20 protein-coding genes and 2 rRNA genes (1 of these 22 only partly in view) are annotated in these 23379 nt (G+C 66.0%); 6 read left to right on the forward strand and 16 right to left on the reverse strand.

Going from position 1 to position 23379, the window contains the following annotated elements; all coding sequences use genetic code 11:
• Nucleotides 1-11: 11 nt before the first annotated feature.
• The 4 genes from cyoE to SOM39_RS09720 are packed head-to-tail and all read right to left on the reverse strand — an operon-like array spanning nt 12 to nt 3423.
• A complete protein-coding gene (gene cyoE, locus SOM39_RS09705) occupies nt 12-899 on the reverse strand; it encodes a heme o synthase (RefSeq protein WP_068848761.1) in 888 nt (295 codons plus the stop codon).
• Nucleotides 896-2092: a COX15/CtaA family protein gene (locus tag SOM39_RS09710; RefSeq protein WP_068848759.1), complete on the reverse strand. Its 1197-nt coding sequence runs from the start codon at nt 2090-2092 to the stop codon at nt 896-898. Before SOM39_RS09710 ends, cyoE begins: the two co-directional genes overlap by 4 nt.
• Before the next feature lie 10 nt (nt 2093-2102).
• Nucleotides 2103-2678: a hypothetical protein gene (locus tag SOM39_RS09715; RefSeq protein WP_184124378.1), complete on the reverse strand. Its 576-nt coding sequence runs from the start codon at nt 2676-2678 to the stop codon at nt 2103-2105.
• A gap of 13 nt (nt 2679-2691) precedes the next feature.
• Nucleotides 2692-3423 carry an SURF1 family protein gene (locus SOM39_RS09720; protein WP_320458219.1) on the reverse strand — a complete coding sequence of 244 codons (732 nt, stop codon included), beginning with the start codon at nt 3421-3423 and terminating at the stop codon, nt 2692-2694.
• A 57-nt stretch (nt 3424-3480) separates the two neighbouring features.
• Between SOM39_RS09720 and SOM39_RS09725 the strand changes: the two genes are divergently transcribed.
• On the forward strand, nt 3481-3699 hold the full coding sequence (locus tag SOM39_RS09725; RefSeq protein ID WP_068848753.1) for a twin transmembrane helix small protein: 219 nt from the start codon (nt 3481-3483) through the stop codon (nt 3697-3699).
• Nucleotides 3700-3711: 12 nt separating this feature from the next.
• Here the strand turns inward: SOM39_RS09725 and SOM39_RS09730 are convergent, their stop codons facing one another.
• Genes SOM39_RS09730 through coxB form a run of 5 tightly spaced genes read right to left on the reverse strand, consistent with a single transcriptional unit; the run spans nt 3712 to nt 7937 of the window.
• Nucleotides 3712-4590, reverse strand: coding sequence for a cytochrome c oxidase subunit 3 (locus SOM39_RS09730; protein ID WP_068848751.1), 879 nt, complete (start codon nt 4588-4590; stop codon nt 3712-3714).
• 20 nt (nt 4591-4610) lie between these two features.
• Nucleotides 4611-5192, reverse strand: a complete 582-nt coding sequence (locus SOM39_RS09735; protein ID WP_068848749.1) for a cytochrome c oxidase assembly protein — start codon at nt 5190-5192, stop codon at nt 4611-4613.
• A complete protein-coding gene (locus tag SOM39_RS09740; protein WP_320458482.1) occupies nt 5189-5317 on the reverse strand; it encodes a hypothetical protein in 129 nt (42 codons plus the stop codon). The genes SOM39_RS09735 and SOM39_RS09740 overlap by 4 nt, the downstream gene beginning before the upstream one ends.
• Before the next feature lie 8 nt (nt 5318-5325).
• Nucleotides 5326-6936, reverse strand: a complete 1611-nt coding sequence (ctaD, locus tag SOM39_RS09745) for a cytochrome c oxidase subunit I (protein ID WP_320458220.1) — start codon at nt 6934-6936, stop codon at nt 5326-5328.
• A gap of 59 nt (nt 6937-6995) precedes the next feature.
• On the reverse strand, nt 6996-7937 hold the full coding sequence (gene coxB / locus SOM39_RS09750; protein ID WP_217538214.1) for a cytochrome c oxidase subunit II: 942 nt from the start codon (nt 7935-7937) through the stop codon (nt 6996-6998).
• A 442-nt stretch (nt 7938-8379) separates the two neighbouring features.
• On the opposite strand from coxB, the gene putA reads away from it, so the two are divergent.
• Complete coding sequence (putA, locus tag SOM39_RS09755; RefSeq protein WP_320458221.1) at nt 8380-11604, forward strand: bifunctional proline dehydrogenase/L-glutamate gamma-semialdehyde dehydrogenase PutA; 3225 nt, start codon at nt 8380-8382, stop codon at nt 11602-11604.
• Between the two features lie 69 nt (nt 11605-11673).
• On the opposite strand, the gene SOM39_RS09760 is transcribed toward putA, so the two are convergent.
• Nucleotides 11674-12321: a hypothetical protein gene (locus tag SOM39_RS09760; RefSeq protein WP_320458222.1), complete on the reverse strand. Its 648-nt coding sequence runs from the start codon at nt 12319-12321 to the stop codon at nt 11674-11676.
• 333 nt (nt 12322-12654) lie between these two features.
• On the opposite strand from SOM39_RS09760, the gene SOM39_RS09765 reads away from it, so the two are divergent.
• On the forward strand, nt 12655-13146 hold the full coding sequence (locus SOM39_RS09765) for a ThuA domain-containing protein (RefSeq protein WP_320458223.1): 492 nt from the start codon (nt 12655-12657) through the stop codon (nt 13144-13146).
• A gap of 206 nt (nt 13147-13352) precedes the next feature.
• Here the strand turns inward: SOM39_RS09765 and SOM39_RS09770 are convergent, their stop codons facing one another.
• The gene (locus SOM39_RS09770; protein ID WP_210132165.1) at nt 13353-14696 is read right to left on the reverse strand and encodes an outer membrane protein transport protein; all 1344 of its coding nucleotides are present in this window, start codon (nt 14694-14696) and stop codon (nt 13353-13355) included.
• A gap of 230 nt (nt 14697-14926) precedes the next feature.
• On the opposite strand from SOM39_RS09770, the gene SOM39_RS09775 reads away from it, so the two are divergent.
• Nucleotides 14927-15619 carry a rhomboid family intramembrane serine protease gene (locus tag SOM39_RS09775; protein ID WP_068848738.1) on the forward strand — a complete coding sequence of 231 codons (693 nt, stop codon included), beginning with the start codon at nt 14927-14929 and terminating at the stop codon, nt 15617-15619.
• A 179-nt stretch (nt 15620-15798) separates the two neighbouring features.
• Here SOM39_RS09775 and SOM39_RS09780 read toward each other — a convergent pair whose 3' ends face one another.
• Together SOM39_RS09780 and SOM39_RS09785 are read right to left on the reverse strand one after the other, a co-directional pair.
• Entirely contained in the window at nt 15799-17217 is a 1419-nt protein-coding gene (locus SOM39_RS09780) for a S41 family peptidase (RefSeq protein ID WP_320458224.1), read from the reverse strand.
• Between the two features lie 96 nt (nt 17218-17313).
• Complete coding sequence (locus SOM39_RS09785; RefSeq protein ID WP_237334340.1) at nt 17314-18531, reverse strand: murein hydrolase activator EnvC family protein; 1218 nt, start codon at nt 18529-18531, stop codon at nt 17314-17316.
• A 205-nt stretch (nt 18532-18736) separates the two neighbouring features.
• Between SOM39_RS09785 and SOM39_RS09790 the strand changes: the two genes are divergently transcribed.
• Both SOM39_RS09790 and SOM39_RS09795 read left to right on the forward strand, forming a co-directional pair.
• Complete coding sequence (locus SOM39_RS09790; protein ID WP_217538208.1) at nt 18737-19399, forward strand: hypothetical protein; 663 nt, start codon at nt 18737-18739, stop codon at nt 19397-19399.
• 52 nt (nt 19400-19451) lie between these two features.
• Nucleotides 19452-21182 carry a M28 family metallopeptidase gene (locus SOM39_RS09795; RefSeq protein WP_320458225.1) on the forward strand — a complete coding sequence of 577 codons (1731 nt, stop codon included), beginning with the start codon at nt 19452-19454 and terminating at the stop codon, nt 21180-21182.
• A gap of 62 nt (nt 21183-21244) precedes the next feature.
• Here SOM39_RS09795 and SOM39_RS09800 read toward each other — a convergent pair whose 3' ends face one another.
• From SOM39_RS09800 to SOM39_RS09810, 3 genes are all read right to left on the reverse strand, one after another.
• Nucleotides 21245-21727 carry an REP-associated tyrosine transposase gene (locus tag SOM39_RS09800; RefSeq protein ID WP_306989975.1) on the reverse strand — a complete coding sequence of 161 codons (483 nt, stop codon included), beginning with the start codon at nt 21725-21727 and terminating at the stop codon, nt 21245-21247.
• Between the two features lie 344 nt (nt 21728-22071).
• Nucleotides 22072-22186: ribosomal RNA gene (gene rrf / locus SOM39_RS09805) — 5S ribosomal RNA — on the reverse strand.
• A gap of 124 nt (nt 22187-22310) precedes the next feature.
• Nucleotides 22311-23379 (reverse strand): 23S ribosomal RNA (locus SOM39_RS09810); it runs 1810 nt beyond the window's last position.

A 23379-nucleotide genomic window follows, 5' to 3' on the forward strand; every position in this document is an offset into this window, starting at 1 on the left:
GCGCAGGAACCTCACAGGAACGGCAGCATCCAGTGGTCCACCATCAGGAACGCGAACAGCGCCATGAGGTAGACGATGGAGTAGCCGAACATCTTCATCGAGAACAGCTCGTCCGGCGGGTTGAGCATGCGCCAGGCGTACCAGAGGAATACGGCGTTGAGCACCACCGCGCCGCCCAGGTAGAACAGCCCGCTCATGCCCACCACCGTGGGCAGGATGCTGACGATGGCCAGCACGATGGAGTACGCCATGATCGACTTGCGGGTGTAGGCCACGCCATGGGTGACCGGCAGCATCGGGATCTTGGCCTTGGCGTAATCTTCGCGGCGGAAGATTGCCAGCGCCCAGAAATGCGGCGGGGTCCAGATGAAGATGATCAGCACCAACAGCGAGGCATACGCCCAGTCCCACGGACCCTGCATGCCGGTGATGGCCGCCCAGCCCAGCAGCGGCGGCGTGGCACCGGCGAGACCGCCGATGACGATGTTCTGCGAGGTGGCGCGCTTGAGGTACACGGTGTAGATCACCGCGTAGCCGATCAGCGAGGCGAAGGTCAGCACGGCGGTGATGACGTTCACCCAGAGCACCAGGATGGTCATCGACAGCACGATCAGCGCGCCGGCAAACACCAGCACCTGCCACGGCTTGACCTTGCCCACTACCAGCGGCCGCCACGAGGTGCGCGCCATCTGCGCGTCGATCTGCGCGTCCAGCAGCTGGTTGATGGCCGCTGCGGCCGAGGCCGCCAGCCAGATGCCGAGGAAGCCCAGCGCGCCGCGCACGGCCTGCTCGGCGGTGGGCAACGCGGGGATGGCCAGGAACATGCCCACCAGCGCGGTGAACACGATCAACGCCACGACCTTCGGCTTGGTCAGGTCCCAGTACTGCCGCACGCTCATGGTGTCGCCCCAGCGGCTTCATCCACCACGTCGGAAGGCGCGCGCAGGCGCGCCATCAGCGTGACCAGCACGAACAGCAGCGCGACCGCGCCGCCGCTGTGCGCCACCGCCACTTCCAGCGGCACCGCCAGCTTCACGTTGAGGATGCCCAGGGTGATCTGCGCCACGACCAGCAGCCCCAGCGCGCTGGCCCAGCCGCGCATGCTCGGCAGCCGGTACAGGCGCACCGCCAGCCACAGCAGGTACACCGCCACGACAACGGCAAACATCCGGTGCGCCATCTGGATCGCGATGCGCGAAGCGCCATCGAGCACGCCCCCTTCGTAATCCACGCCGATGCCACGCCACAGCGTGAAGCCTTCCTTGAAGTCGTGCTGCGGCCACCACTGGCTGACGCAGCGCGGGAAGTTATCCAGCGAGGCACTGCCGCCGCCGCAGGCCAGCGCGGCGTAGTTGGCGCTCACCCAGCCACCCAATGCGATCTGCATGACCAGCACGGCCACGCCGATGCGCAGCAGCCACTTCAGCTTCGGCGCCTGCACCAGGGTGATCGGCATGTGCGTGGCGCGCCAGGCCATCCACACCAGCAGCCCGAACATCAGCATGCCGCCGAGCAGGTGGCCCATCACCACGATGGGCTTGAGCAGCAGGGTCACCGTCCACATGCCCAGCAGCGCCTGGAAGATCACCACCGCCAGCGTCAGCAAGGCCGCGCGTGAGAGGTCGATGTTGTTCCAGCGCAACGCGGCGATCAGCAGGATCACTTCGCCGGTGATGGCCAGGATGCTGGCCAGGACATGCATGCCCATCATGTACAGCGGTATGCCGGTGGCCACCAGCACGCACGCGGTAACCACGGCAGTGGTGCCCCAGCGTCGGCGGCGCGTGGCCAGCAGTGCCAGGGTGAGGATTTCGATGCCCAGCGCGCCGGCCAGGAAACGGTGCACCTGCTCGCGCCACGCCTTGTGGGTTTCCAGCGGGCGGATCTTGGCCGCTTCGTGGCCGATCACTTCCTGCGCATGCTGCGGCCAGGTCACGCGGCCATAGCACGTGGGCCAGTCCGGGCAGCTCAGGCCGGCATCGGACAGGCGCACGAACGAACCAAACATGATCGTGCTGGCCGTCATGATCAGGGCGAACCACGCCAGACGGTGGAAATTGCGATGCAGCGCCGGGCGCGCGGTGGGGTTCATCAAACGGAACTCACTTCAGTTTCAACAGCGTGGCCATGTCCTTGCGCAGACCGGCCAATTCGAATCCCGGCGCATACCGCATGATCACGAACCCGTTCGGGTCGATGACATACACAGGCGTGCCGGCGGCGTCATCCACGGCGGGCAACACGGCACGCAGGTTCGGCTGGGGGGCCAGCACGCGCAGGGCGGGAAAGCCCTGGACCTCGGCCGGCGGCGTACCCAGCCACAGGATCTCGACATTATCGGCCCTATGGCCGAACAGCTGCCACACCTTGTCCAATCCCTGCGACAAAGTGACGCACTCGGCCGCGCATCCCGGGGCCGGCGCTACCAGGATGCGCCAGACATGGGCATCGGGGTTCCACGGGTACGGTTGGCCGTTGGCCAGGGTGGGCGGCAGCGCGCGCGCGTCCACCGCCGGGGTGAACACTTCGCCGGTGTTGCGGTGGGCGGCCGGCTGCCAGCCGGCGAAGCGCAGCACGCCGGCCAGCGCCATGACCCCGAAGAACAGGCCGAACAGGGCTACCAGGGTCCAGCGGCCACGGTTGCGGGCCTTGAGCTGTTCCGGGGTGATGGCATTCATGCGTGGGATTTTCTCATGGAAGGAGGGGGCGTGCCGGGCGCCGCCGGCGCCATTCGAGGGCGAGGGCGACGATCAGCACGGTCAGGGCCAGGCCGAACCACTGCACGGCGTAGCCGAGGTGGCGGCTGGGCGGCAGGGTGTTGGGCAGCAGCTCCAGGTCGCGGGCGTAGCCGCCGGGCAGCGCGGGATCCAGGCGCAGTACCGGGCCATGCAGGCTGCCCGCGGGCAGTGCCAGCGTGGAGGCCACGTCATCGGGCGGCATGCGGTTGGCCAGCCACACACCCGGTTGCGGGGTCGCGGTGAATGCCGGGCCCAGCACCAGCCCGCTGGCTGGCGGCGGCGCCAGCAGGCCGGCCACCTGGGCGGGGCCGTCGCGCGGCACGATGGCCGGCAGGGTGCGGTCGCCCGGCATCGGCAGCCAGCCCAGGTCCACCAGCACCACCGCGCCGCCATCGCTGCGGAACGGCTGGTACACCTTGATGCCGGCGCGGCCTTCGCGGGTCTGGTTGTCCAGCAGCACGGTGCCGGGCAGGAAGTGGCCATGGTCCTCCACCCAGCGCAGCTGCACCGGTGCAGCCTGCGCCTGGGCCAGGCTGAGGGTCTGCGCACGGGCCGGCAGCTGCTGGTCCAGCAGCGCCTGTTTTTCATGCATCCGCTGCAGCTGCCAGCGGCCCAGCTGGCAGAACGCGAGGATCACCAGCACGGCGACGACCCAGCCGATCAGGCGCGTGTGCTGGCGCATCATGACAACGCCGGCAAAACGCGGTCAGATAGGCATACCCGCCCTGCCCTAGAGCTGCGCATGAATGATTCGTTGAAGACCCTGCTGGTAATCGCGTTTCTGATCGTCATCGTCTGGAATCTGGGCGCGGGGCTGTATTACCTGCTGGTCGACCGTGGCCAGACCAAACGCACGGTCAATGCGCTCACCCGCCGCATCGCGGTATCGGTGGCGCTGATCGTGCTGGTGGCCATCGGCATCTACAGCGGCTGGATCAAACCCCACGGCGTGGGCGGCTGATACCGCCCGACGCTACAGCACGTAGACGAACAGGAACAGCATCAGCCACACCACGTCGACGAAGTGCCAGTACCACGCGGCGGCCTCGAAACCGAAGTGGTTGTCGCGGGTGAAGTGGCCCTTGGCCGAGCGCAGCCACATCACGATCAGCATGATCGTGCCCAGCAGCACGTGCGCACCGTGGAAGCCGGTGAGCATGAAGAACGTGGAGCCGTAGATGCCCGAGCCCAGCGTGAGGTTGAGCTCCTTGTAGGCGTGGATGTATTCCTCGGCCTGCAGGGTGAGGAAGAACGCGCCCAGCAGCACGGTGATGCCCAGCCACACCAGCAGCTGGCGGCGGTGGCCGGCCTTGAGCGCATGGTGGGCGATGGTGAGGGTGACGCCGGAGGTAAGCAGGATCAGCGTGTTGATCAGCGGCAGGCCCCAGGCCGGAATGGTCTGGAAGTGGCCGCCGATGGCGCCCGGGCCGTTGGTCGGCCAGGCGGCCGAATAGCCATCCCAGAGCAGTTCATTGGTCATCACCCCGTCGCCCTCGCCGCCCAGCCACGGCAGGCCCAGGTTGCGGGTGTAGAACAGGGCGCCGAAGAAGGCACCGAAGAACATCACTTCGGAGAAGATGAACCACACCATGCCCATCCGGAACGAGCCGTCGACCTGGTGGTTGTAGTTGCCGGCCTGCGATTCGCGCACGACGTCGCTGAACCACCAGAACAGGGTCAGCACCAGCATGGCGATGCCGGCGTAGAAGGTCCACTTGCCCCAGCCGGCATCATTGAGCCAGCTGGCCACGCCCACCATGGTGACCATCATCGCGATGGAGCCGATGAAGGGCCACTTGCTGTGGGTGGGCACGAAGTACACGTTGGCGTCTGGGCTGTGCTGGGTGGCCATGATCGGTATCCGGGTACGTATCAGGGTGCCGAGCGCGCGGTGGCCGGCGGGGTCGCCGTGGCCAGCTGCGCCGACAGCGCGTCGTTCTTGTAGAACGTGTAGGACAGGGTGATGGTCTTGATGTTGGCTGGCAGGTCCGGGTCGACGATGAAACGCACCGGCATGTCGCGTTTCTCGCCGGCCACCAGGGTCTGCGCGGTGAAGCAGAAGCATTCGGTCTTGCTGAAGTAGCCCGAGGCCTTGGCCGGGGCCACCGACGGCACCGCGCTGCCCACCAGCGCGTGGTCGCTGTCATTGCGCGCGTAGTACAGCGCTTCGTTGAGCTCGCCGGGCACCACGTCCATGGTCAGCTGTTCGGGGTGGAAGGCCCACGGCAGCTTGGAGTTCACCCCGCCATCGAACTGCACCCGCACGGTGCGCTTGGCTGCGCCGGGCGCGCCCACCGCCGCCGCACCGGGGCCACGCTCCAGCCGCACCCCGAACACCTTTTCGCACGCGATGCGATACAGCGGCACCAGCGAGAAGGTGAGCACGAACACCGCCACCGCCACCGCGATCAGGCGCGGCAGCCCGGCATGCGGTGCGGGGCGGGTCTCGCTCATCGGCCCAGCACCCCGCTCAGGATGAAGCCGACATAGACCAGGATCGCGACCGCGCCGACCCACAGCGCGGTGCGCCGTGCGCGATGGCGGCGGGCAGCCAGATCCTGTTGATGGACATCATGCATGGCGGACCTCAGTGGGTGATGTCGTCATGGGCCAGATCGCCCGGGCGGATGGTCGGCGGTACGATGAAGGTATGCGCCGGTGCCGGTGACGGAACCGTCCATTCCAGCCCGCGTGCACCTTCCCAGGCGCGGTCAGCGGCCTTTTCGCCGTTGCGCAGCGAGGCGATCAGGATCGCAGCCATCATGAACGGGGTCACGAACATGCCGAACGCGCCGATGGAGCTGATCAGGTTCCAGTCGGCGAAGGCCACGCTGTAATCGGGAATGCGGCGCGGCATGCCGGCCAGGCCCAGGAAGTGCTGCGGGAAGAACAGCAGGTTCACGAAAATGATGGACCACCAGAAGTGCACTTTGGCCCAGAACTCGCTGTACATGCGCCCGGTCCACTTCGGCCACCAGTAGTACACCGCGCCGATCAGCGCGAACACCGCGCCGGTGACCAGCACGTAGTGGAAGTGCGCCACCACGAAGTAGGTGTCGTGGTACTGGAAGTCGGCCACCACGATGGCCAGCATCAGGCCGGAGAAGCCGCCGATGGTGAACAGGATCACGAAGGCGACCGCCCACAGCATGGGCGCTTCGAAGGTGAGCGAACCGCGCCACATGGTGCTCACCCAGTTGAAGACCTTCACCCCGGTCGGGATGGAGATCAGCATGGTGGCGAACATGAAGTAGATTTCGCCGCCCAGCGGCATGCCCACGGTGAACATGTGGTGGGCCCAGACGATGAAGGACAGGAAGGCGATCGCGGCGATCGCGTACACCATGGCCTGGTAACCGAACAGCGGCTTGCGGCTGAAGGTGGGGATGATTTCACTGACCACGCCGAACGCCGGCAGGATCATGATGTACACCTCCGGGTGGCCGAAGAACCAGAAGATGTGCTGGAACATCACCGGATCGCCGCCGCCGGCCGCGTTGAAGAAGCTGGTACCGAAGAACTTGTCGGTGAGCAGCATGGTCACCGCACCGGCCAGCACCGGCATCACCGCGATCAGCAGGAAGGCGGTGATCAGCCAGGACCAGCAGAAGATCGGCATCTTCAGCAGGTCGATGCCGGGCGCGCGCATGTTGAGCACGGTGGCGATGATGTTGATCGCGCCCATGATCGAACTGATGCCGGCCACGTGGATGGCGAACACGGTGAACGCCACGTTGTAGCCGCCCTGCAGCGACAGCGGCGGGTACAGGGTCCAGCCGCCGGCCGGCGCGCCGCCGGGCAGCAGGAAGGTGAGCAGCAGCAGGCTGAAGGCCACCGGCAGCAGCCAGAACGACCAGTTGTTCATGCGCGGCAGCGCCATGTCCGGTGCGCCCACCTGCAGCGGGATCATCCAGTTGGCCAGGCCGACGAAGGCGGGCATGACGCCACCGAAGATCATCACCAGCGCATGCACGGTGGTGAGCTGGTTGAAGGTTTCCGGCTTCACGAACTGCAGGCCGGGCTGCATCAGCTCGGCGCGGATGATCACGCTCATCGCCGCGCCGATGATGAACATGATGAAGCTGAAAAGCAGGTAGAGCGTGCCGATGTCCTTGTGGTTGGTCGAGAAGAACCAACGTTCGAAGAACGACTGCTGATGCCCGTGATGCCCGTCGTGATCAACTGCGGAATGCGCCATCGCCACACCACCTCGTTGGTTCGGTATCAGCGCGCGCCGCACGGCGCGCGCGGTTCGTATCAGGCGTTTTCAGGCGCCGGTGCAGCTGCGGGTGCAGCCTCGGGTGCGGGCGCCGCCGGGTCTGCGGGCGCAGGTGCGGCTTCCGGTGCGGCCGGTGCCGGCGCCGGATCGGGCGCCTTGGGCCGCTTTCCGGCCAGCCACTTCTGGAAATCTTCCTTGGACACCGCTTCCACCACGATGGGCATGAAGCCATGGTCCTTGCCGCACAGTTCGGCACACTGGCCGCGGTACACGCCGACCTTCTCGATGTTGGTCCAGGCTTCGTTGACGAAACCGGGAATGGCGTCCTGCTTCCAGCCCAGCGCCGGCACCCACCACGCATGGATCACGTCATCGGAGGTGATGACGAAACGCACCTTGGTGTCGACCGGCAACACCAGGCGGTTGTCCACGTCGAGCAGGTAATGCGGGTGGCTTTCGCGGTCGGGTACCTTGCCGCTCTGCCGGACCCGGTCGGATTCGCGGTCCAGGCGGCTGGTGAAGGTGACGTCTTCACCCAGGTATTCGTACTTCCACATCCACTGGTAGCCGGTGACCTTGACGGTCATTTCGGCATCGCGGGTGTCGTAGAACTTGATCAGGTTGGCCGTGGCCGGCCACGCCATCACCACCAGGATGATCACCGGAATGACGGTCCAGACGATCTCGGCCCTGGTGTTGTGGCTGAAGGTGGCGGCGACCGCCCCCTTGGATTTGCGGAACTTGAAGATGGCATAGAACATCGCGCCGAATACCAGCACGCCGATGACAGTACACACCCACAGGGAGAACATGTTGGATTCCCAGGCCAGCCGCGAGCTCTGGGTTACCCCCTTGCCCATGTTCAGCTGCCACGGAACCGGGTCGGCCGATTGGGCCCACGCCAGTGCCGGCGCCATCAGCGCTGCCCCACACCCCACTGCCTTTGCGAACTGCGTGCCCCACTTTCTGCGTTGCTTCATTGCCTAGACCCTTAGCGTCGTCGGTTGCAGCCATCGCTGGCCACTAGCAAGCCTTCTGGTTCTCTTCCCGCCGACGATCAGCCCCCACCCCATGGGGGTATGCACTGAACACCGGCGATCGACCGGGTGCGGATTCATCTCCGCACACACCGTTCATTCGAGCGCCCGTGGGGGACGCGTGTTCCTGCCGCAGGAAACGTCTCGATGGTAGCCCTGATCTCGCGCGACCGGCAAGGGTCCATTCACAGTTTTGACAATGGTGCAATACAGCATAAGCATCGGCAGCTGTTTTGACGAAATCGGCACAGTTTTTAACGACACCGCTGGATCCTCCGAATCCCCCTGTATGAAAGGCTATGACCGTAATCGGCGGCGCATCTCCGATTGCTTTCACGGATGAAAAAGCGATTAAAATGGTCAAGTTTTCCACGAGCCAACCGGCATGACCGCATCTTCCGCGCTTCCCCCTGCCCCGGCCCCGTCCGGCGCCTCCCGCCCGCCGCTGCTGTCCCCCGAGCTGCCGGCCGTTCCCAATGCGTTCCGCCAGGCGATCACCGATGCCTGGATGAAGGACGAGGCCAGCCACGTGCGCGAGCTGCTGGCGCAGGCGCGCCTGCCCGCGGACGAGCAGGCGAAGGTGCAGGCCACCGCCGCCGACCTGGTCAAGCGCGTACGCGTGCGTGCCAAGGACCAGGGCGCGATCGAAGCCTTCATGCGCCAGTACGACCTGGGCAGCGAGGAAGGCGTGCTGCTGATGTGCGTGGCCGAAGCGCTGCTGCGCATTCCGGACCAGGAGACCGCCGACAAGCTGATCCGCGACAAGCTCGGCGAAGCGGACTGGAAGAAGCACCTGGGCGGCAGCGATTCGGTGCTGGTCAACGCCTCCACCTGGGGCCTTATGCTCACCGGCCACATCGTGCAGATCAACGACTCCACCCGCGCCGACGTGCCGGGCGCGTTCGCGCGCCTGATGGGCCGCGTGGGTGAGCCGGTGATCCGCCTGGCCGTGCGCCAGGCGATGAAGATCATGGGCCACCAGTTCGTCATGGGCCGCACCATCGACGAAGCGCTGTCGCGCTCGCACAAGGGCGACAACGCCAGCTACCGCTATTCGTTCGACATGCTTGGCGAAGGCGCGCTGACCATGAAGGACGCCAAGCGTTACCTGGAAGACTACCGCCGCGCGATCCACTCCATCGGTGGCGACCACAAGGCCCGTGGCGGCCGCCCGGATGGCGACGTCAATTCGGCCCCGGGCATTTCCATCAAGCTGTCGGCGCTGTACCCGCGCTACGAGCACGCCAAGCGCGCGCGCGTGATGTCCGACCTGGTCCCGGGCGTGCTGGAACTGGCACAACTGGCCAAGTCGTACGGCATCGGCTGCACGGTGGATGCCGAGGAAACCGACCGCCTGGAACTGTCGCTGGACATCATTGAAGCGGTGGTGAGCGATGCCTCGCTGGCCGGCTGGGAAGGCTTCGGCGTGGTGGTGCAGGCGTACCAGAAGCGCACCCCGTACACGATCGATTACCTGGCCGACCTGGCCCGCCGCATCGGCCGTCGCCTGCAGGTGCGCCTGGTGAAGGGCGCGTACTGGGACGCGGAGATCAAGCGCGCCCAGATCGACGGCCTGCCGGCCTACCCGGTGTTCACCCGCAAGCAGAACACCGACGTGTCCTACCTGGCCTGTGCCAAGCGTCTGTTCACCCATGCCGATGCGATCTACCCGATGTTCGCCACGCACAACGCGCACACCATCGCGGCGGTGCAGGCGATCGCGCAGGGTGGCCAGTACGAACACCAGAAGCTGCACGGCATGGGTGATGACCTGTACGCCGAAGTGGTGCCGGCCCACCGCCTGAACGTGCCGTGCCGCGTGTACGCCCCGGTGGGTTCGCACGAAGACCTGCTGCCGTACCTGGTGCGCCGCCTGCTCGAGAACGGCGCCAACTCCAGCTTCGTCAACCGCATCACCGACGACGCGGTGGCCATCGATGACCTGATCCGCGATCCGGTCGAAGCCGTTGCCTCGTTCGATTCCATTCCGCACCCGAAAATCCCGCTGCCGGTTGACCTGCTGCGCAGCCAGAACCACGACAGGAAGAACTCCATGGGCGTCAATCTCGCCAACGACAACGATCTGCGCGCCCTGGCCGAGCAGCTCAACGCCGCCGTCAAGCCGTGGCAGGCCGCTCCGCTGGTGCCGGGTGCACAGCCCACCGGCGCGCTGTTGAACGTCGTCAACCCGGCCGACACGCGCCAGGTGGTGGGCCAGTGGCAGCCGGCCGACAGCGCCACCGTGGAAAAGGCCCTGGCCAACGCCGTGGCCGCCCAGCCGCAGTGGAACCGCACCCCGGCCGCCAGCCGCGCGGCGATCCTCGAGCACGCTGCCGACCAGCTGGAAGCCCGCCTGCCGGAATTCATGTCGCTGTGCGTCAAGGAAGCCGGCAAGAGCCTGCCCGACGGCATCGCCGAAGTGCGCGAAGCGGTGGACTTCCTGCGTTACTACGCCAAGCAGGCGCGCGAGCAGTTCGGCCATGCCGAAAAGCTGCCCAGCCCGACCGGTGAATCCAACGAGCTGCAGCTGCATGGCCGCGGCGTGTTCGTGTGCATCAGCCCGTGGAACTTCCCGCTGGCGATCTTCCTGGGCCAGGTCAGCGCCGCGCTGGCCGCCGGCAACAGCGTGATCGCCAAGCCGGCCGAACAGACCAACCTGATCGGCTACTACGCGGTGAAGCTGCTGCTGGACGCCGGCGTGCCCGAAGGCGTGGTGCAGTTCCTGCCGGGCGACGGCGCCACCGTGGGTGCCGCGCTCACCGCCGACCCGCGCGTGGCCGGCGTGGCCTTCACCGGTTCGACCGATACCGCGCGCGCGATCAACCGTGCGATGGCTGCACGCGATGCCGCCATTGGCGTGCTGATCGCCGAAACCGGCGGCCAGAACGCCTTCATCGCCGATTCCTCGGCGCTGCCGGAACAGCTGGTCAAGGATGCGATCGGTTCGGCGTTCACCTCGGCCGGCCAGCGCTGCTCGGCCGCGCGCGTGCTGTTCGTGCAGGACGACATCGCCGACAAGGTGATGACCATGCTGGCCGGTGCGATGGCCGAGCTGAAGATCGGCGACCCGGGCCTGCTGTCGACCGACGTCGGCCCGGTGATCGATGCCGATGCGCTGCAGATCCTGCAGGAACATGCGGTGCGCATGGAGAAGGAAGCGCGCCTGATCGCCGCTGCCGAGCTCAGCGAAGCGGCCGCGCACGGCACCTTCTTCGCGCCGCGTGCGTATGAGCTGAAGAACCTGGACCAGCTGCACAAGGAAATCTTCGGGCCGGTGCTGCACGTGATCCGCTGGAAGGGCGACCAGCTCGATGCGGTGATCGACCAGATCAACGCCACCGGCTACGGCCTCACCCTGGGCGTGCATTCGCGCATCGACGAAACCGTGGACCGCATTTCCTCGCGGGTGAACGTGGGCAACGTGTACGTCAACCGCAACCAGATCGGTGCGGTGGTGGGCGTGCAGCCGTTCGGCGGCCAGGGCCTGTCCGGCACCGGTCCGAAGGCCGGCGGCCCGCACTACCTGCTGCGTTTCGCTACCGAGAAGACCGTCACCGTGAACACCACGGCGGCCGGTGGCAATGCGTCGCTGCTGACGTTGGGCGATTGATCGACGTGGTGATGGTTTGAACGAAAAACCCCGCGAAAGCGGGGTTTTTTGTGGGTGATGCCGACGCCGTCATTCGGCGTGGATGGCCTCGATCTCATCGCGCATGAGCAGTTCTTCGCCCATGTAGCGCTCGAATTTGATGCGGCCAAATCCCGGTGCGTACCAGGCTTCCATGCGGTTGTCTTCGAAGGTCGCGCTGACGTGGCAGGTGTCCTTGAAGGTGCGCGGCTGGTCGTCGACCGTGGCCTCCACGTCTTCGAAGCCGACGAAGGTGTAGTCGTTGAAGCCGTCGTAATCCACCGGCTCCACCGTTTCTTCCACGTGGTGGGTGCGTTCGCCGCTGCCGTTGATCACGAAGCGCTCGCCCGGCCTGGCGGTCTGCGGGAAGGTCGGCGCGGGCTTGAAGGTATCGGTCATCACCGGCCGGGAGGCGTCGCCACCCCAGGCGGAGATGCCGTAGCGGTCCTGGCCCAGCAGCTGGCGGCCGCTGGCATCGTAATAGGCGGCCGTACCGACGCCACCACCGGCGCTCTGCACGCGGATGGCCTGCTGGCCGGCGAACTCCGCCTTCTCGATGGTCAGGGTTTCATCGCCGGTGGAGAAGCGCAGGCCCGGGGTGAGGGAGAAGCAGGTGGCGAAATCGGCGGCGGCGAAAGCCGGCGCGGCCAGCGCGGAGAGGGCGAAGGCCAGGGTGGAACGAAGCAGAACGGGCGACATGTGGTTTCCTTGTCATGGATCGTGGAGCGGTTCCTGCGCCGCAGGCGGCATCCGGCCGGCTGCACGCGGACCGGGATTGTACGGGGCTGTGGCATGATCCGGCCATGCGCCCAAATGTCCTGCCGTTGCTGTTGGCGATGTTCCTGTCCACTGTTCCCGCGGCCATGGCGGCGGCCAACGAGCGCGTGCTGGTGTTCACCAGTACCGCCAAGTTCCGCCACGACTCCATTCCTACTGCCGTGAGCACGCTGCGCCTGCTGGCCGAGCGCGAGCGGATGGCAGTGGACCGCTGCCGATTTCAACGACGCCAACCTGGCCCGCTATCGGGTGGTGGTGTTCGCCAACACCACCGGCGATGTGCTCGATGCCACCCAGCAGCAGGCGATGGAGACCTTCATCCGCGCGGGCGGCGGGTTCATGGGCGTGCATTCGGCCGCCGACACCGAGTACGACTGGCCCTGGTATGGGCAGCTGGTGGGCGCGTATTTCAAGAACCACCCCGAAGGCCTGCAGTTCAGCCGCGTGCAGCCTGAGCGCGAGGGCAAGCCGCAGGGCACCTCGTGGCCGGTACGCGACGAGCTGTACAACTTCCGCAGCAACCCGCGTGGGGCCGTGCAGGTGACCGCCACGGTGGACGAGCGCATGTACCAGGGCGGCACGATGGGTGCCGACCACCCCATTGCGTGGTGCCACCGGTTCGATGGCGGGCGCAGCTGGTACACCGGCCTGGGGCATGACACCGGCCTGTACCGCAACCGCGATTTCCTGGCGCACCTGCGGCAGGGCCTGTTGTACGCCGCAGGACGTTCGCCCGCGTGCGGGTAGAGCCGACTGTCAGTCGGCTGCCGTTCGCATGAAGCCGTAGACCGCGCGTAGAGCAGCCGACTGACAGTCGGCTCTACCGGTGCGGTTTCGCATCCGCGTCCGCATCCCGTTTCGCATCCGGTTTCGCATCCGGTTGCCGACCCACAACGCAGAAGGCCCCGCTTGCGCGGGGCCTTCCGTCTGTTACGCGGCGCGAACGCCGTGGATCAGAACTTGTAGTTGAACGAGGCCGCCAGCACGTCGCCGCGGACCTTGTACTTGCCGTTCAGCGAATTGCCCTGGTTGTTCGTGGTGGCCGGAACGATGACGTTCGGGTCGCTGGTGAACAGGTGGGTGTAGCCGAAGTTGTACTCGGTGTTCGCCGACGGGGTCCAGCCCACGCCCAGCGACAGCCACTTGCGGCTGGTGTCCGGCACGCGGACGTCGCGGTGCGCGTCGGTGGTCGGGGTCTGGTCGTACGCCACGCCGCCACGCAGGGTGACGGTGTCGCTCAGCTTGAAGTCGGTACCCAGCGAGACGAAGGTCGTGTCGCGGTAGCCGAATTCCAGCACCGAGTCCGGCTGCGCCGAGGCGTAGTCGATGGTGACCTGGTCGAACGCGGTCGACCAGGCAGTGCGGGTGACGTCACCCATCACGGTCCAGCGGTCGTTGACGTTGTGGGTCACGCTCAGGGTGGCCGACGCCGGCAGGGTCACGGTGGCCTTGCCCGAGGTGGTCACGAAGCGGCCCGGCTGGGCGACGGCCAGCACGGCAGCGGCGTTGGACGGCACGTCGAAGGTGGCGTCACCGCCGGTGATCTTGTGCTCGACCTTGGAACGGTAGCTGATGCCGATGTGGGTGTTCTCGTCCGGGCTGAACAGACCGCCGATGGTCCAACCCACGGCGTTGTTGTCGCCTTCGACGGTCAGCTTGCCATCGGCGCTGCCCGGGGCGAAGCCCGGCACGCGGGACTGGGCCAGCGCGGTGCCGAAGTCGATGTTGTTGCTCAGTTCGATGGTCAGGTGCTCAACGAACACCGACGCGCCGAAGGACACGTACGGGTTGACGTCGTACGAGGCGGCAAAGCCCAGGTCGATCGCCTTCAGGTCGGTCTTCAGGCCGCTGTAGCGACCCACCCAGCCGTTGTCGTAGTCGGTCTTGAAGCCGAACGGAGCGGTCAGCGAAACGCCGAAGTGGGCCTGTTCGCCGATCGGCATGTGGAAGTACGCGGCCGGAACCGGGGCAATCATGCCGGCGTCGCCGCCGTCACCGCCGGTCTGCGGCTGGCCGGTCGGCTTGCGGCCGGTGCCTTCGTATTCGGCCTTGAAGCTGATGGCGCTCAGGTCGCCCTGGATCTGGGTGCCTTCCAGCTGGCGCATGCCGGCCGGGTTGACCGCGATGATCGAGGCGTCGCCCTGGGCGCTGCCCGAACCGGCGAAGGCGCGGCCGAGGCCCTTGGCGCTGTTTTCCTTCAGCTGGAAAGCGGCGGCGTTGACGTGGCCAACGGCCAGGACACCGGCGATGCCGACAGCGAGGGCGGTGACGCGGGCGAGGGTGGAAGCGGTATGCATCGTTTGTTCTCTCCGGAAATGCGTGTGGTTTGGCAACGCGCGCCTGCGCTGTCCCAGGCCCCGAAGGACTTGACACAACGCGCCGGATTCCCCTCCCGACATACGACGCCGTATGCGAGTATACCCAGACCAGTTAATGAAACAATAACGCGATCACCCTTTCCGGCTATTCAGGCTGAACGCGTCTTCGCTCCTTCAGGCGCGTTGCCGCGCTAGGCTAGCGCCCACGCATGTTCGTCTCGCTCCCCTCCCGCAAGAAGTCCGCCGTCCGCTGGGCGACGCCCCTGCTGTTCGCGACGCTGTGGGCCGCATTCCTGTGGTCGATCTCGCGCCCGGGCGATGCCCGGCGCAGCCTGTGGATGGACTGGGGCGCGCTGTCCACCGGGCTGACCCGGCCGTTGGACTGGTGGGCGACCTTCGAGGACGGCAGCGTGCTGCGGCTGTTCACCGCGCTGTTCCTGCACGCAGACTGGTCGCACCTGCTGGGCAACCTGGTGTTCCTGCTGATCTTCGGGCTGCCCGCCGAGCGGGTGCTGGGCCCGTGGCGGCTGATCCTGCTGTTCCTGGTGGGCGGGGCGATCTCCAACCTCACCGCGATCTACACGATGGGCAGCCCGGACCAGATCATCATCGGCGCCAGTGGCGCGGTGTCGGCGCTGATCGGGGCGTACCTGGCCCTGTTCCCGGGCGCGCGGCTGGGGGTGGTGATCCCGCTGGGGCTGTTCCTGGAATTCGTGCGGGCGCCGGCCTACCTGCTGATCGGCGTGTGGGCGGGGCTGCAGGTGGTGTTCGCGTACATCGGCCCGACCTTCGGCATGGTGGCCTGGTGGGCACACATTGCCGGGTTCGTGTTCGGGCTGGTGTATGGGGTGTACGTGCGCGCGGCGATCGCGCGGCGGTTGCGGAAGCGGCACGGGTTTTAAGCGTGCGCCGCAGGCTGGCAGGGTCGCATCCCAATCGACCGCCGTGGTACCCGCCGCGTTCGATGTCGGCATGAACATCGGCGGATCCGGCTGTTACGCCGTTCAACGCAATGCGTTACCGGGCGTTGCACCGTTATCGGCAGTCGTTTGGGAACCGACTCTACCAGCGGGTGCACCCGTCACGGCGTGGGTGCAGGTTCCGGCTTCGGCTTTGCTTCCGGCTTTGTTTCCGGCTTCGGCTTGGCTTCCACCTTGGGCGCCGGCTTTTTCGCCGCTTCGGCCTTCTGCTTTGCGGCCACCGAACCGGGCTGTTTCAGCTCGGCCAGCGCGTCGTTGATCGGGCCGTCGCCGGGCAGTACGTCGCCGGCCTGGTAGCCTTCGCCGCCTTCTTCGTCACCGCGCAGGTGGCCCGGCAACGTCGCTTCGCTGTAATCGGACAGGCTGGCCGGCAGGTCGTCGTCTTCGCCTGGCTTCTTCTCCGGCACCAGCACCACGTCGGGCACGATACCGGTGGCCTGGATCGATTTGCCGCTTGGGGTGTAATAGCGCGCGGTGGTCAGCTTGACCGAATCGCCGTTGTCCAGCGGCAGCACGGTCTGCACCGAGCCCTTGCCGAAGGTGCGGCTGCCAATCACGCGGGCACGGCCGTTGTCGCGCAGTGCGCCGGCCAGCACTTCCGAGGCGCTGGCCGAACCGGCATCGGCCAACACCACCACCGGCGCACCCTTGAGCAGGTCGCCGGGCGTGGCATCGAAGCGCGCGTCGCTGATCGCGATGCGGCCCCGGGTGCTGACGATGTTGCCCTTTTCCAGCAGGTCGTCGGCGACCTGCACTGCCGCAGTGAGCAGGCCACCGGGGTTGCTGCGCAGGTCCAGCACCAGCCCCTTGAGCTTGCCGCCGGCCTGCTGCTGCAGCTGGCCCACGTGCTTCTGGAAATCGGCACCGGTATCGGCCTGGAAGGTGCTCAGGCGCACGTAGCCATAGCCGGGTTCCAGCATGCGGCTGCGCACGCTGGTGACGCGGATGGTTTCGCGGGTGATCGGCACGTCGAACGGCTTGGCTTTGCCCTCGCGCAGGATGGTGAGGATCACCTTGCTGCCGGCCTTGCCACGCAGCGGCTCGGTGGCTTCGATCGCGCTGATCGGCTTGCCGTCGATGGCGATGATCAGGTCGCCGGCCAGGATGCCGGCCTTGGCCGCCGGGGTGTCGTCGATCGGCGAGATGACCTTGAGGCTGCTGTTGTCGGGCTGCTGCTGCAGCTCCACGCCGATGCCTTCATAGGCACCTTCGGCCTGTTCGTCGAAGGCTTCGGCATCTTCCTTGTCGAAGTAGGTGCTGTGCGGGTCCAGGTCCAGCAGCAGGCCGCGGATGGCGGACTGCATCAGCTTCTTGTCGTCCACCGGCTCGACATACGCGGCACGTACCGCGTTGTAGACGGCGACGTAGCGGCGGATTTCATCCAGCGGCACGCGCGAGGTCACCGCCTCTTCGGTGGAGGCTGCATCGCCGCCGCGTTCCGGAACCTGGGCGGTCTGCTGCGCCCATGACAGCGCCGGCACCAAGGCCAGCAGCAGGGTGGCGGAACGGGCTACGCGCATGAAGCACTCCAGGTTGAGCGGGGGACGGGACCACACGCACCGATGATGCGTGGCCCGATTATGCGCGAAGGCACGGTAAATTCCCGTTGAACGGGGCTACCGGCGCTGCAGCCACGACGACGGATCCACCGGCTGCCCGTTACGCCGCAATTCAAAATACAGCGCGGTAACGCCCTGCCCGCCCGAGTTGCCGACCTTGGCCACGGCATCGCCCTTCTTCACCGTGCCGCCGGCATCGCGCAGCAGCGTGTCGTTGTGCGCGTAGAGGCTCATGTAGCCATTGCCGTGATCCACGATCAGGATCATGCCGTAGCCGGTCATCCAGTCGGAGAACACCACGGTGCCATCGGCGACGGCGGTAACGGTGCTGCCGGCAGGCGCGCTGATCAGCACACCACTGCTGGTGCGCCCGTCCGGCAGCTTGCCGCCATAGCGTGCCAACAGGTTGCCCGACAGCGGCCAGCCCAGGCCGCCCACCTTGGGGGCCGGCGCCGAGGCGACGGCCGGCGGGGTCTTGCCCGGGCGCGGCGGCGGCTTGGTGCCACTGGCGGCGGCAGCGCGCTCGGCCTTCTCGGCGGCGGCTTTTTCCGCGGCGGCGCGGCGCGCGGCGGCACGGCGTTCGGCTTCTGCACGGGCGGCGGCAGCGCGCAGGTTGGCCAGCAGGGTTTCCAGCGCCTTGGCGTCCTGGCCCAGCGCCTTCTCGCGCTCACTGCGGTCCTTGTAACGTTCGTCCAGGCTGGCCACCGTCTCGGCGCGCGTGCGGCGGTCCGCAGCCAGGCTGGCGGCCTGTTGTTTCTGCTGCTGGCGGGTGCCTTCCAGCGCCTGGCGGCGTTCGGCGATCTGCGCCTCCAGCGATTCCAGTTCGGTCAGGTCGGCGGTCAGCGCGCCGATGCGCCGCGCGCGTTCGCGCTGCAGGTAACGGTGGTAGGCCAGCGTGCGGTTGGCATCGGCCACCCGGTCCTGCGACAACAGCAGCTTCAACGGCGCGTTGTTGCCGATCCGGTAGGCGGCGCGCAGCAGCGAGGCCAGCTCCTGGCGCTGCTGCTGCAGGCCCGCCTGCAGTTCGCTGCGGCGCTGCTGCGCCTCCTGCAGGGCGCGGGTTTCGCGCTGCAGCGCGGTTTCGGTCTCGGCCAGCACGCGGCCGGTGCGGGCGACCTTTTCGTCGGCCTCGCGCAGCTGGCGCGAGGCCTGCCCGCGCTGGCCTTCCAGCGTGCGTCGTTCCTGGGCGACACCCTTCAGCTCGGTGCGCAGCTTCTGCAGCTTGCGCTCGGCGTCCTTCGGGTTCTGCGCGGCCAGCGGCGCAGCGCCGATCATCGCCAGGATCAGTGCCAGCGCCGACAGCGCCACCGGCCAGCGCGAGCTACGGCCGTGCCCAGCGGTCGGATTGTTATTCCCGCGTGAGGAAAAGACGTTGGGGCGCAAGGGCTTTCCAGTGACTTCAGGCAGATGCGGATTGCAGCGCTGCATGGTGACATTCCTGAAGGCGGCCTGCCAGCCGCATACCCGGACGAGGCACCCCATGAAACGTTTCCCGCTACCGCTGCTGATTGCCCTGGTGCTGCCCTGCGCGCCCGCCTTCGCCAGCGATGGCATCAGCAAGGTCAATGGCAGCATCACCGCCAGCGCCGGCCAGACCTACGGCGACCTGGACACCGTCAATGGTGGAATCACCGTAGAGGGCGGCGCCGAGGCCGGCGACATCCAGACCGTCAACGGCGGCATCCAGGTGGATGATCGCGCCCGCACCCGTGGCATCTCGACCGTCAACGGCGGCATCAAGATCGGGCAGCGCGTCGTGGTCGATGGCGATGTCGAAACCGTCAACGGCAGCATCTTTGTCGACCGCGGCACCCGCATCGACGGTGGCGTGGAAACCGTCAACGGCGGCATCGGTCTGGTGGAGACGCGGCTGTCCCAGGGCATCGAGACGGTCAACGGCGACATCACCGTCGGCATCGGTTCGGTGGTCGAGGGCGGCATCCACGTGAACAAGCCCAGCTTCAGCCTGTCGCTGCGCGCCGGACGCAAGCCGCGCGTGATCATCGGCCCGAATGCGGCGGTCAACGGCCCGCTGCACTTCGAGCGCGAGGTCACCCTGTACGTGCACCGCAGCGCGCACATCGGTCCGGTCGAGGGCGCCCAGCCCGTGCCGTTCGACACCGACGCCGCGCCGAACGATTGATACTCTTCCATCCGGTGCCCGCGCACCGGCCCTCTGTCTCCAGGAATCGATGATGTCCCGCAAACTTCTGTTGTGCCTGGCCGCCACCGCCGCGCTGACCGCGTGCAAGGGCGAGACCACTGCACCGGCGGCCGCGCCGGCTGCTGATACCGCCCCGGCCGCCGCCGGCCACGCCTTCTCGGCCGAAATCAACGCCGGCGACTTCGGCGAGCTGGTCAAGACCCTGTCGTCGGACGAGTTCGAAGGCCGCGCGCCGGGAAGCACCGGCGAAGACCGCACGGTGGAGTACATCCGCGACCAGATGCAGCGCATCGGCCTGCAGCCGGGCAACGGCGACAGCTGGTTCCAGGAGGTGGCGATGACCGAAACCACCGCCGATGAGAGCACCGTGCTGAAGCTGGACCAGGCCGGCAAGCAGCGCGACCTGAAGTTCGGCACCGACATGGTGATCGGCACCCGCAGTGGCCAGAAGGAAGTGAAGATCGACGGCAGCGACCTGGTCTTCGTCGGCTACGGCGTGGATGCGCCGGAGCAGAAGTGGAACGACTACGCTGGCCAGGACTGGAAGGGCAAGACGGTAGTCATGTTCGTCAACGACCCGGGTTTCCACGTCAACGACGAGAAGCTGTTCGACGGCAAGCGCATGACCTATTACGGCCGCTGGACCTACAAGTTCGAAGAGGCCGCCCGCAAGGGCGCTGCCGCGGCGCTGATCGTGCATGACACCGCCGGTGCTTCGTACGGCTGGGACGTGGTCAAGAACTCGTGGGCCGGCCCGCAGTACGACCTGCCGGCCAAGGACGATCCGGAACCCCGCCTGCCGGCGCAGGGCTGGCTGAGTGCCGAAGCGGCGCGCCAGCTGTTCGCCGATGCCGGGCTGGATCTGGACCAGGCCTACAAGGATGCCAACAAGCGCGGCTTCAAGCCGGTGCCGCTGAAGGCGAAGATCTCGCTGGACCTGAAGAGCACCATCGCTGAAAAGAAGTCGCGCAACGTGGTCGGCGTGCTGCCGGGCACCAAGCATGCCGACGAGGCGGTGCTGTACATGGCGCACTGGGACCACCTGGGCAAGCATGAAGGCGAGCAGGGCGACAACATCTACAACGGTGCCATCGACAACGCCACGGGCGTGGCCGGCATCCTGGAGATCGCCGATGCGATGGCGCATGAGCAGCCCGCGCCCGAGCGTTCGGTGGTATTCCTGGCGGTGACGCTGGAAGAATCGGGTCTGTTGGGGTCGAAGTACTACGTGAACCACCCGACCTTCCCGCTGGACAAGATTGCCGGCGTGATCAACATCGACGCAATGTCGGTGGCCGGCAAGGCCAAGGACCTGACCGTGACCGGCTTCGGCAGCTCGCAGCTGGAGGACATCCTCAAGCCGCTGGCGGCGGAGAAGGGTCGCACGCTGCACGGCGAAACCTCGGTGCAGAGCGGCTTCTACTTCCGTTCGGACCACTTCAACTTCGCCAAGGCCGGCGTGCCGGCGCTGTATGCCGACGGGGGCGAAGACCTGCTCGACGGCGGCGTGGACGCAGGCCGCAAGGCGGCTGAGGCGTATGGCAGCGACCGGTACCACGGCCCCAAGGACGAGTACGACGCCAGTACCTGGAAGCTGGACGGCACCGTGGAAGACCTGGAGCTGCTGCACGGCGTGGGCAAGGCCATCGCAGTGGGCGGCCAGTGGCCGAACTGGTACGAGGGCAACCCGTTCAAGGCAGCCCGCGACGAGATGATGAAGGGCAAGACCGAGGCGGCTGCGGCGGCTCCGGCTGCGAAGTAAGCCTGGCCTACATCGCTGGTTGAAAGGAAGCGGCGCCTTTGGCGCCGCTTCTTTTTTGGGAGTCACTCGGTAGCGGAGGGCCACCGCGTCCAGCAATACGGGTACTCGCCTGCCTTTGTAGCGAGTCCCGAACGAATCGGGTTCTCGATCAGGTAGTTGGCCTGTGTGAGTAAAGATTCGTCGGAGCGGATGCAGTGGTCGTAGAAGCCGCGTTGCCACAACGAGCCCGCGCTGCCGCGATGCAGATTGAGTGCACGCGAGGAGCGGGATTTGAAGGCCTGCACGCAGCGGCTGATGTTCCCGTTGCCGAGCTGCATCAACCAATGAACATGGTCGGGCATGACCACCCAGGCAAGCGTACGTGAGCGATGCTCGCGATCGGAGCAGCGAAGTGCCTCGACCACGCATTCAACGGTGGTGTCATCGACAAAGATCGATTCGCGGCCGGCCACTACGGTGGTGAGCATGTAGTACGCGCCCTGAAGGGAGCGGCGGCCGATGAGGAGGCGTGGACTGGGCATGACCACAGAGTGGCGTTCGCCCATGGCCGGTTGTATCCGGCAACCATCAATCAGCTTGTCAGACGAAGCCGGTAGGGTCGCATCACAATCGACCGCCGTGGTGGTGGTTACCCCGTTGGGGCATGACCACGAACGCAGGCAACGCATTTCGATCGGTGTCCATGCGTCACCGTGCCGATCACCGTTATCGGCAGTCGTTTGGGAATCGACCCTACCGCCGCCCGGCCCGTCACGGCAGGTGCCGACCGTTGGTCGGCACGCATCAGTCATACCCACGCGGTAGGTGCCGACCGTTGGTCGGCACGCGCGCACCCATCGCGGAATAGAAAAAACCCCGCTGCGTGAGCAACGGGGTTTTTGGGTGTAAACCCTGGCGATGACCTACTCTCGCATGGCTTGAGCCACACTACCATCGGCGCAGCTGCGTTTCACTTCCGAGTTCGGGATGGGATCGGGTGGTTCCACAGCGCTAATTTCACCAGGGAGACGGTTGGAGCGTCGCCATCCAAACAACGGATTTAGGCGCCTGCCTCTCATAGTTCTTGTGACGTAGCGTGCACTTGGGCTCTATCGACATGTCATGTCGGCCAAGGCAACTTGAGGTTATATGGTCAAGCCACACGGATCATTAGTATCAGTTAGCTCAATACATTGCTGTACTTACACACCTGACCTATCAACCACATAGTCTATATGGTTCCTTCAGGGGGCTTGTGCCCCGGGAGATCTCATCTTGAGGCGCGCTTCCCGCTTAGATGCTTTCAGCGGTTATCGCTTCCGAACATAGCTACCCGGCAATGCCACTGGCGTGACAACCGGAACACCAGAGGTTCGTCCACTCCGGTCCTCTCGTACTAGGAGCAGCCCCTCTCAAATCTCCAACGCCCATGGCAGATAGGGACCGAACTGTCTCACGACGTTCTGAACCCAGCTCGCGTACCACTTTAAATGGCGAACAGCCATACCCTTGGGACCGACTACAGCCCCAGGATGTGATGAGCCGACATCGAGGTGCCAAACACCGCCGTCGATATGAACTCTTGGGCGGTATCAGCCTGTTATCCCCGGAGTACCTTTTATCCGTTGAGCGATGGCCCTTCCATACAGAACCACCGGATCACTAAGTCCTAGTTTCCTACCTGCTTGATCCGTCGATCTTGCAGTCAAGCACGCTTATGCCTTTGCACACAGTGCGCGATGTCCGACCGCGCTGAGCGTACCTTCGAGCTCCTCCGTTACTCTTTAGGAGGAGACCGCCCCAGTCAAACTACCCACCATACACGGTCCCCGACCCAGATAATGGGCCCAGGTTAGAACGTCAAGCACGACAGGGTGGTATTTCAAGGATGGCTCCACCACAGCTAGCGCCATGGTTTCATAGCCTCCCACCTATCCTACACAGACGAACTCAACGTTCAGTGTAAAGCTATAGTAAAGGTTCACGGGGTCTTTCCGTCTTGCCACGGGAACGCTGCATCTTCACAGCGATTTCAATTTCACTGAGTCTCGGGTGGAGACAGCGCCGCTGTCGTTACGCCATTCGTGCAGGTCGGAACTTACCCGACAAGGAATTTCGCTACCTTAGGACCGTTATAGTTACGGCCGCCGTTTACTGGGGCTTCGATCAAGAGCTTCGCCTTGCGGCTGACCCCATCAATTAACCTTCCAGCACCGGG

The organism is Stenotrophomonas sp. CFBP8994, from assembly GCF_034044835.1.
Taxonomy (GTDB): Bacteria; Pseudomonadota; Gammaproteobacteria; order Xanthomonadales; family Xanthomonadaceae; genus Stenotrophomonas; species Stenotrophomonas rhizophila_A.

What these genes read in the sequence shown, in the direction of transcription:
- SOM39_RS09775 (WP_068848738.1), top strand. Translation starts at nt 14,927, where the DNA reads ATGTTCGTCTCGCTCCCCTCCCGCAAGAAGTCCGCCGTCCGCTGGGCG.
- coxB (WP_217538214.1), bottom strand. Translation starts at nt 7,937, where the DNA reads ATGAAGCAACGCAGAAAGTGGGGCACGCAGTTCGCAAAGGCAGTGGGG.
- SOM39_RS09785 (WP_237334340.1), bottom strand. Translation starts at nt 18,531, where the DNA reads ATGATCGGCGCTGCGCCGCTGGCCGCGCAGAACCCGAAGGACGCCGAG.
- SOM39_RS09795 (WP_320458225.1), top strand. Translation starts at nt 19,452, where the DNA reads ATGTCCCGCAAACTTCTGTTGTGCCTGGCCGCCACCGCCGCGCTGACC.
- SOM39_RS09725 (WP_068848753.1), top strand. Translation starts at nt 3,481, where the DNA reads ATGAATGATTCGTTGAAGACCCTGCTGGTAATCGCGTTTCTGATCGTC.
- SOM39_RS09740 (WP_320458482.1), bottom strand. Translation starts at nt 5,317, where the DNA reads ATGCATGATGTCCATCAACAGGATCTGGCTGCCCGCCGCCATCGCGCA.
- SOM39_RS09730 (WP_068848751.1), bottom strand. Translation starts at nt 4,590, where the DNA reads ATGGCCACCCAGCACAGCCCAGACGCCAACGTGTACTTCGTGCCCACC.
- SOM39_RS09710 (WP_068848759.1), bottom strand. Translation starts at nt 2,092, where the DNA reads ATGAACCCCACCGCGCGCCCGGCGCTGCATCGCAATTTCCACCGTCTG.
- SOM39_RS09770 (WP_210132165.1), bottom strand. Translation starts at nt 14,696, where the DNA reads ATGCATACCGCTTCCACCCTCGCCCGCGTCACCGCCCTCGCTGTCGGC.
- SOM39_RS09735 (WP_068848749.1), bottom strand. Translation starts at nt 5,192, where the DNA reads ATGAGCGAGACCCGCCCCGCACCGCATGCCGGGCTGCCGCGCCTGATC.
- SOM39_RS09780 (WP_320458224.1), bottom strand. Translation starts at nt 17,217, where the DNA reads ATGCGCGTAGCCCGTTCCGCCACCCTGCTGCTGGCCTTGGTGCCGGCG.
- SOM39_RS09715 (WP_184124378.1), bottom strand. Translation starts at nt 2,678, where the DNA reads ATGAATGCCATCACCCCGGAACAGCTCAAGGCCCGCAACCGTGGCCGC.
- SOM39_RS09720 (WP_320458219.1), bottom strand. Translation starts at nt 3,423, where the DNA reads ATGATGCGCCAGCACACGCGCCTGATCGGCTGGGTCGTCGCCGTGCTG.
- SOM39_RS09790 (WP_217538208.1), top strand. Translation starts at nt 18,737, where the DNA reads ATGAAACGTTTCCCGCTACCGCTGCTGATTGCCCTGGTGCTGCCCTGC.
- SOM39_RS09800 (WP_306989975.1), bottom strand. Translation starts at nt 21,727, where the DNA reads ATGGGCGAACGCCACTCTGTGGTCATGCCCAGTCCACGCCTCCTCATC.
- SOM39_RS09760 (WP_320458222.1), bottom strand. Translation starts at nt 12,321, where the DNA reads ATGTCGCCCGTTCTGCTTCGTTCCACCCTGGCCTTCGCCCTCTCCGCG.
- putA (WP_320458221.1), top strand. Translation starts at nt 8,380, where the DNA reads ATGACCGCATCTTCCGCGCTTCCCCCTGCCCCGGCCCCGTCCGGCGCC.
- ctaD (WP_320458220.1), bottom strand. Translation starts at nt 6,936, where the DNA reads ATGGCGCATTCCGCAGTTGATCACGACGGGCATCACGGGCATCAGCAG.
- cyoE (WP_068848761.1), bottom strand. Translation starts at nt 899, where the DNA reads ATGAGCGTGCGGCAGTACTGGGACCTGACCAAGCCGAAGGTCGTGGCG.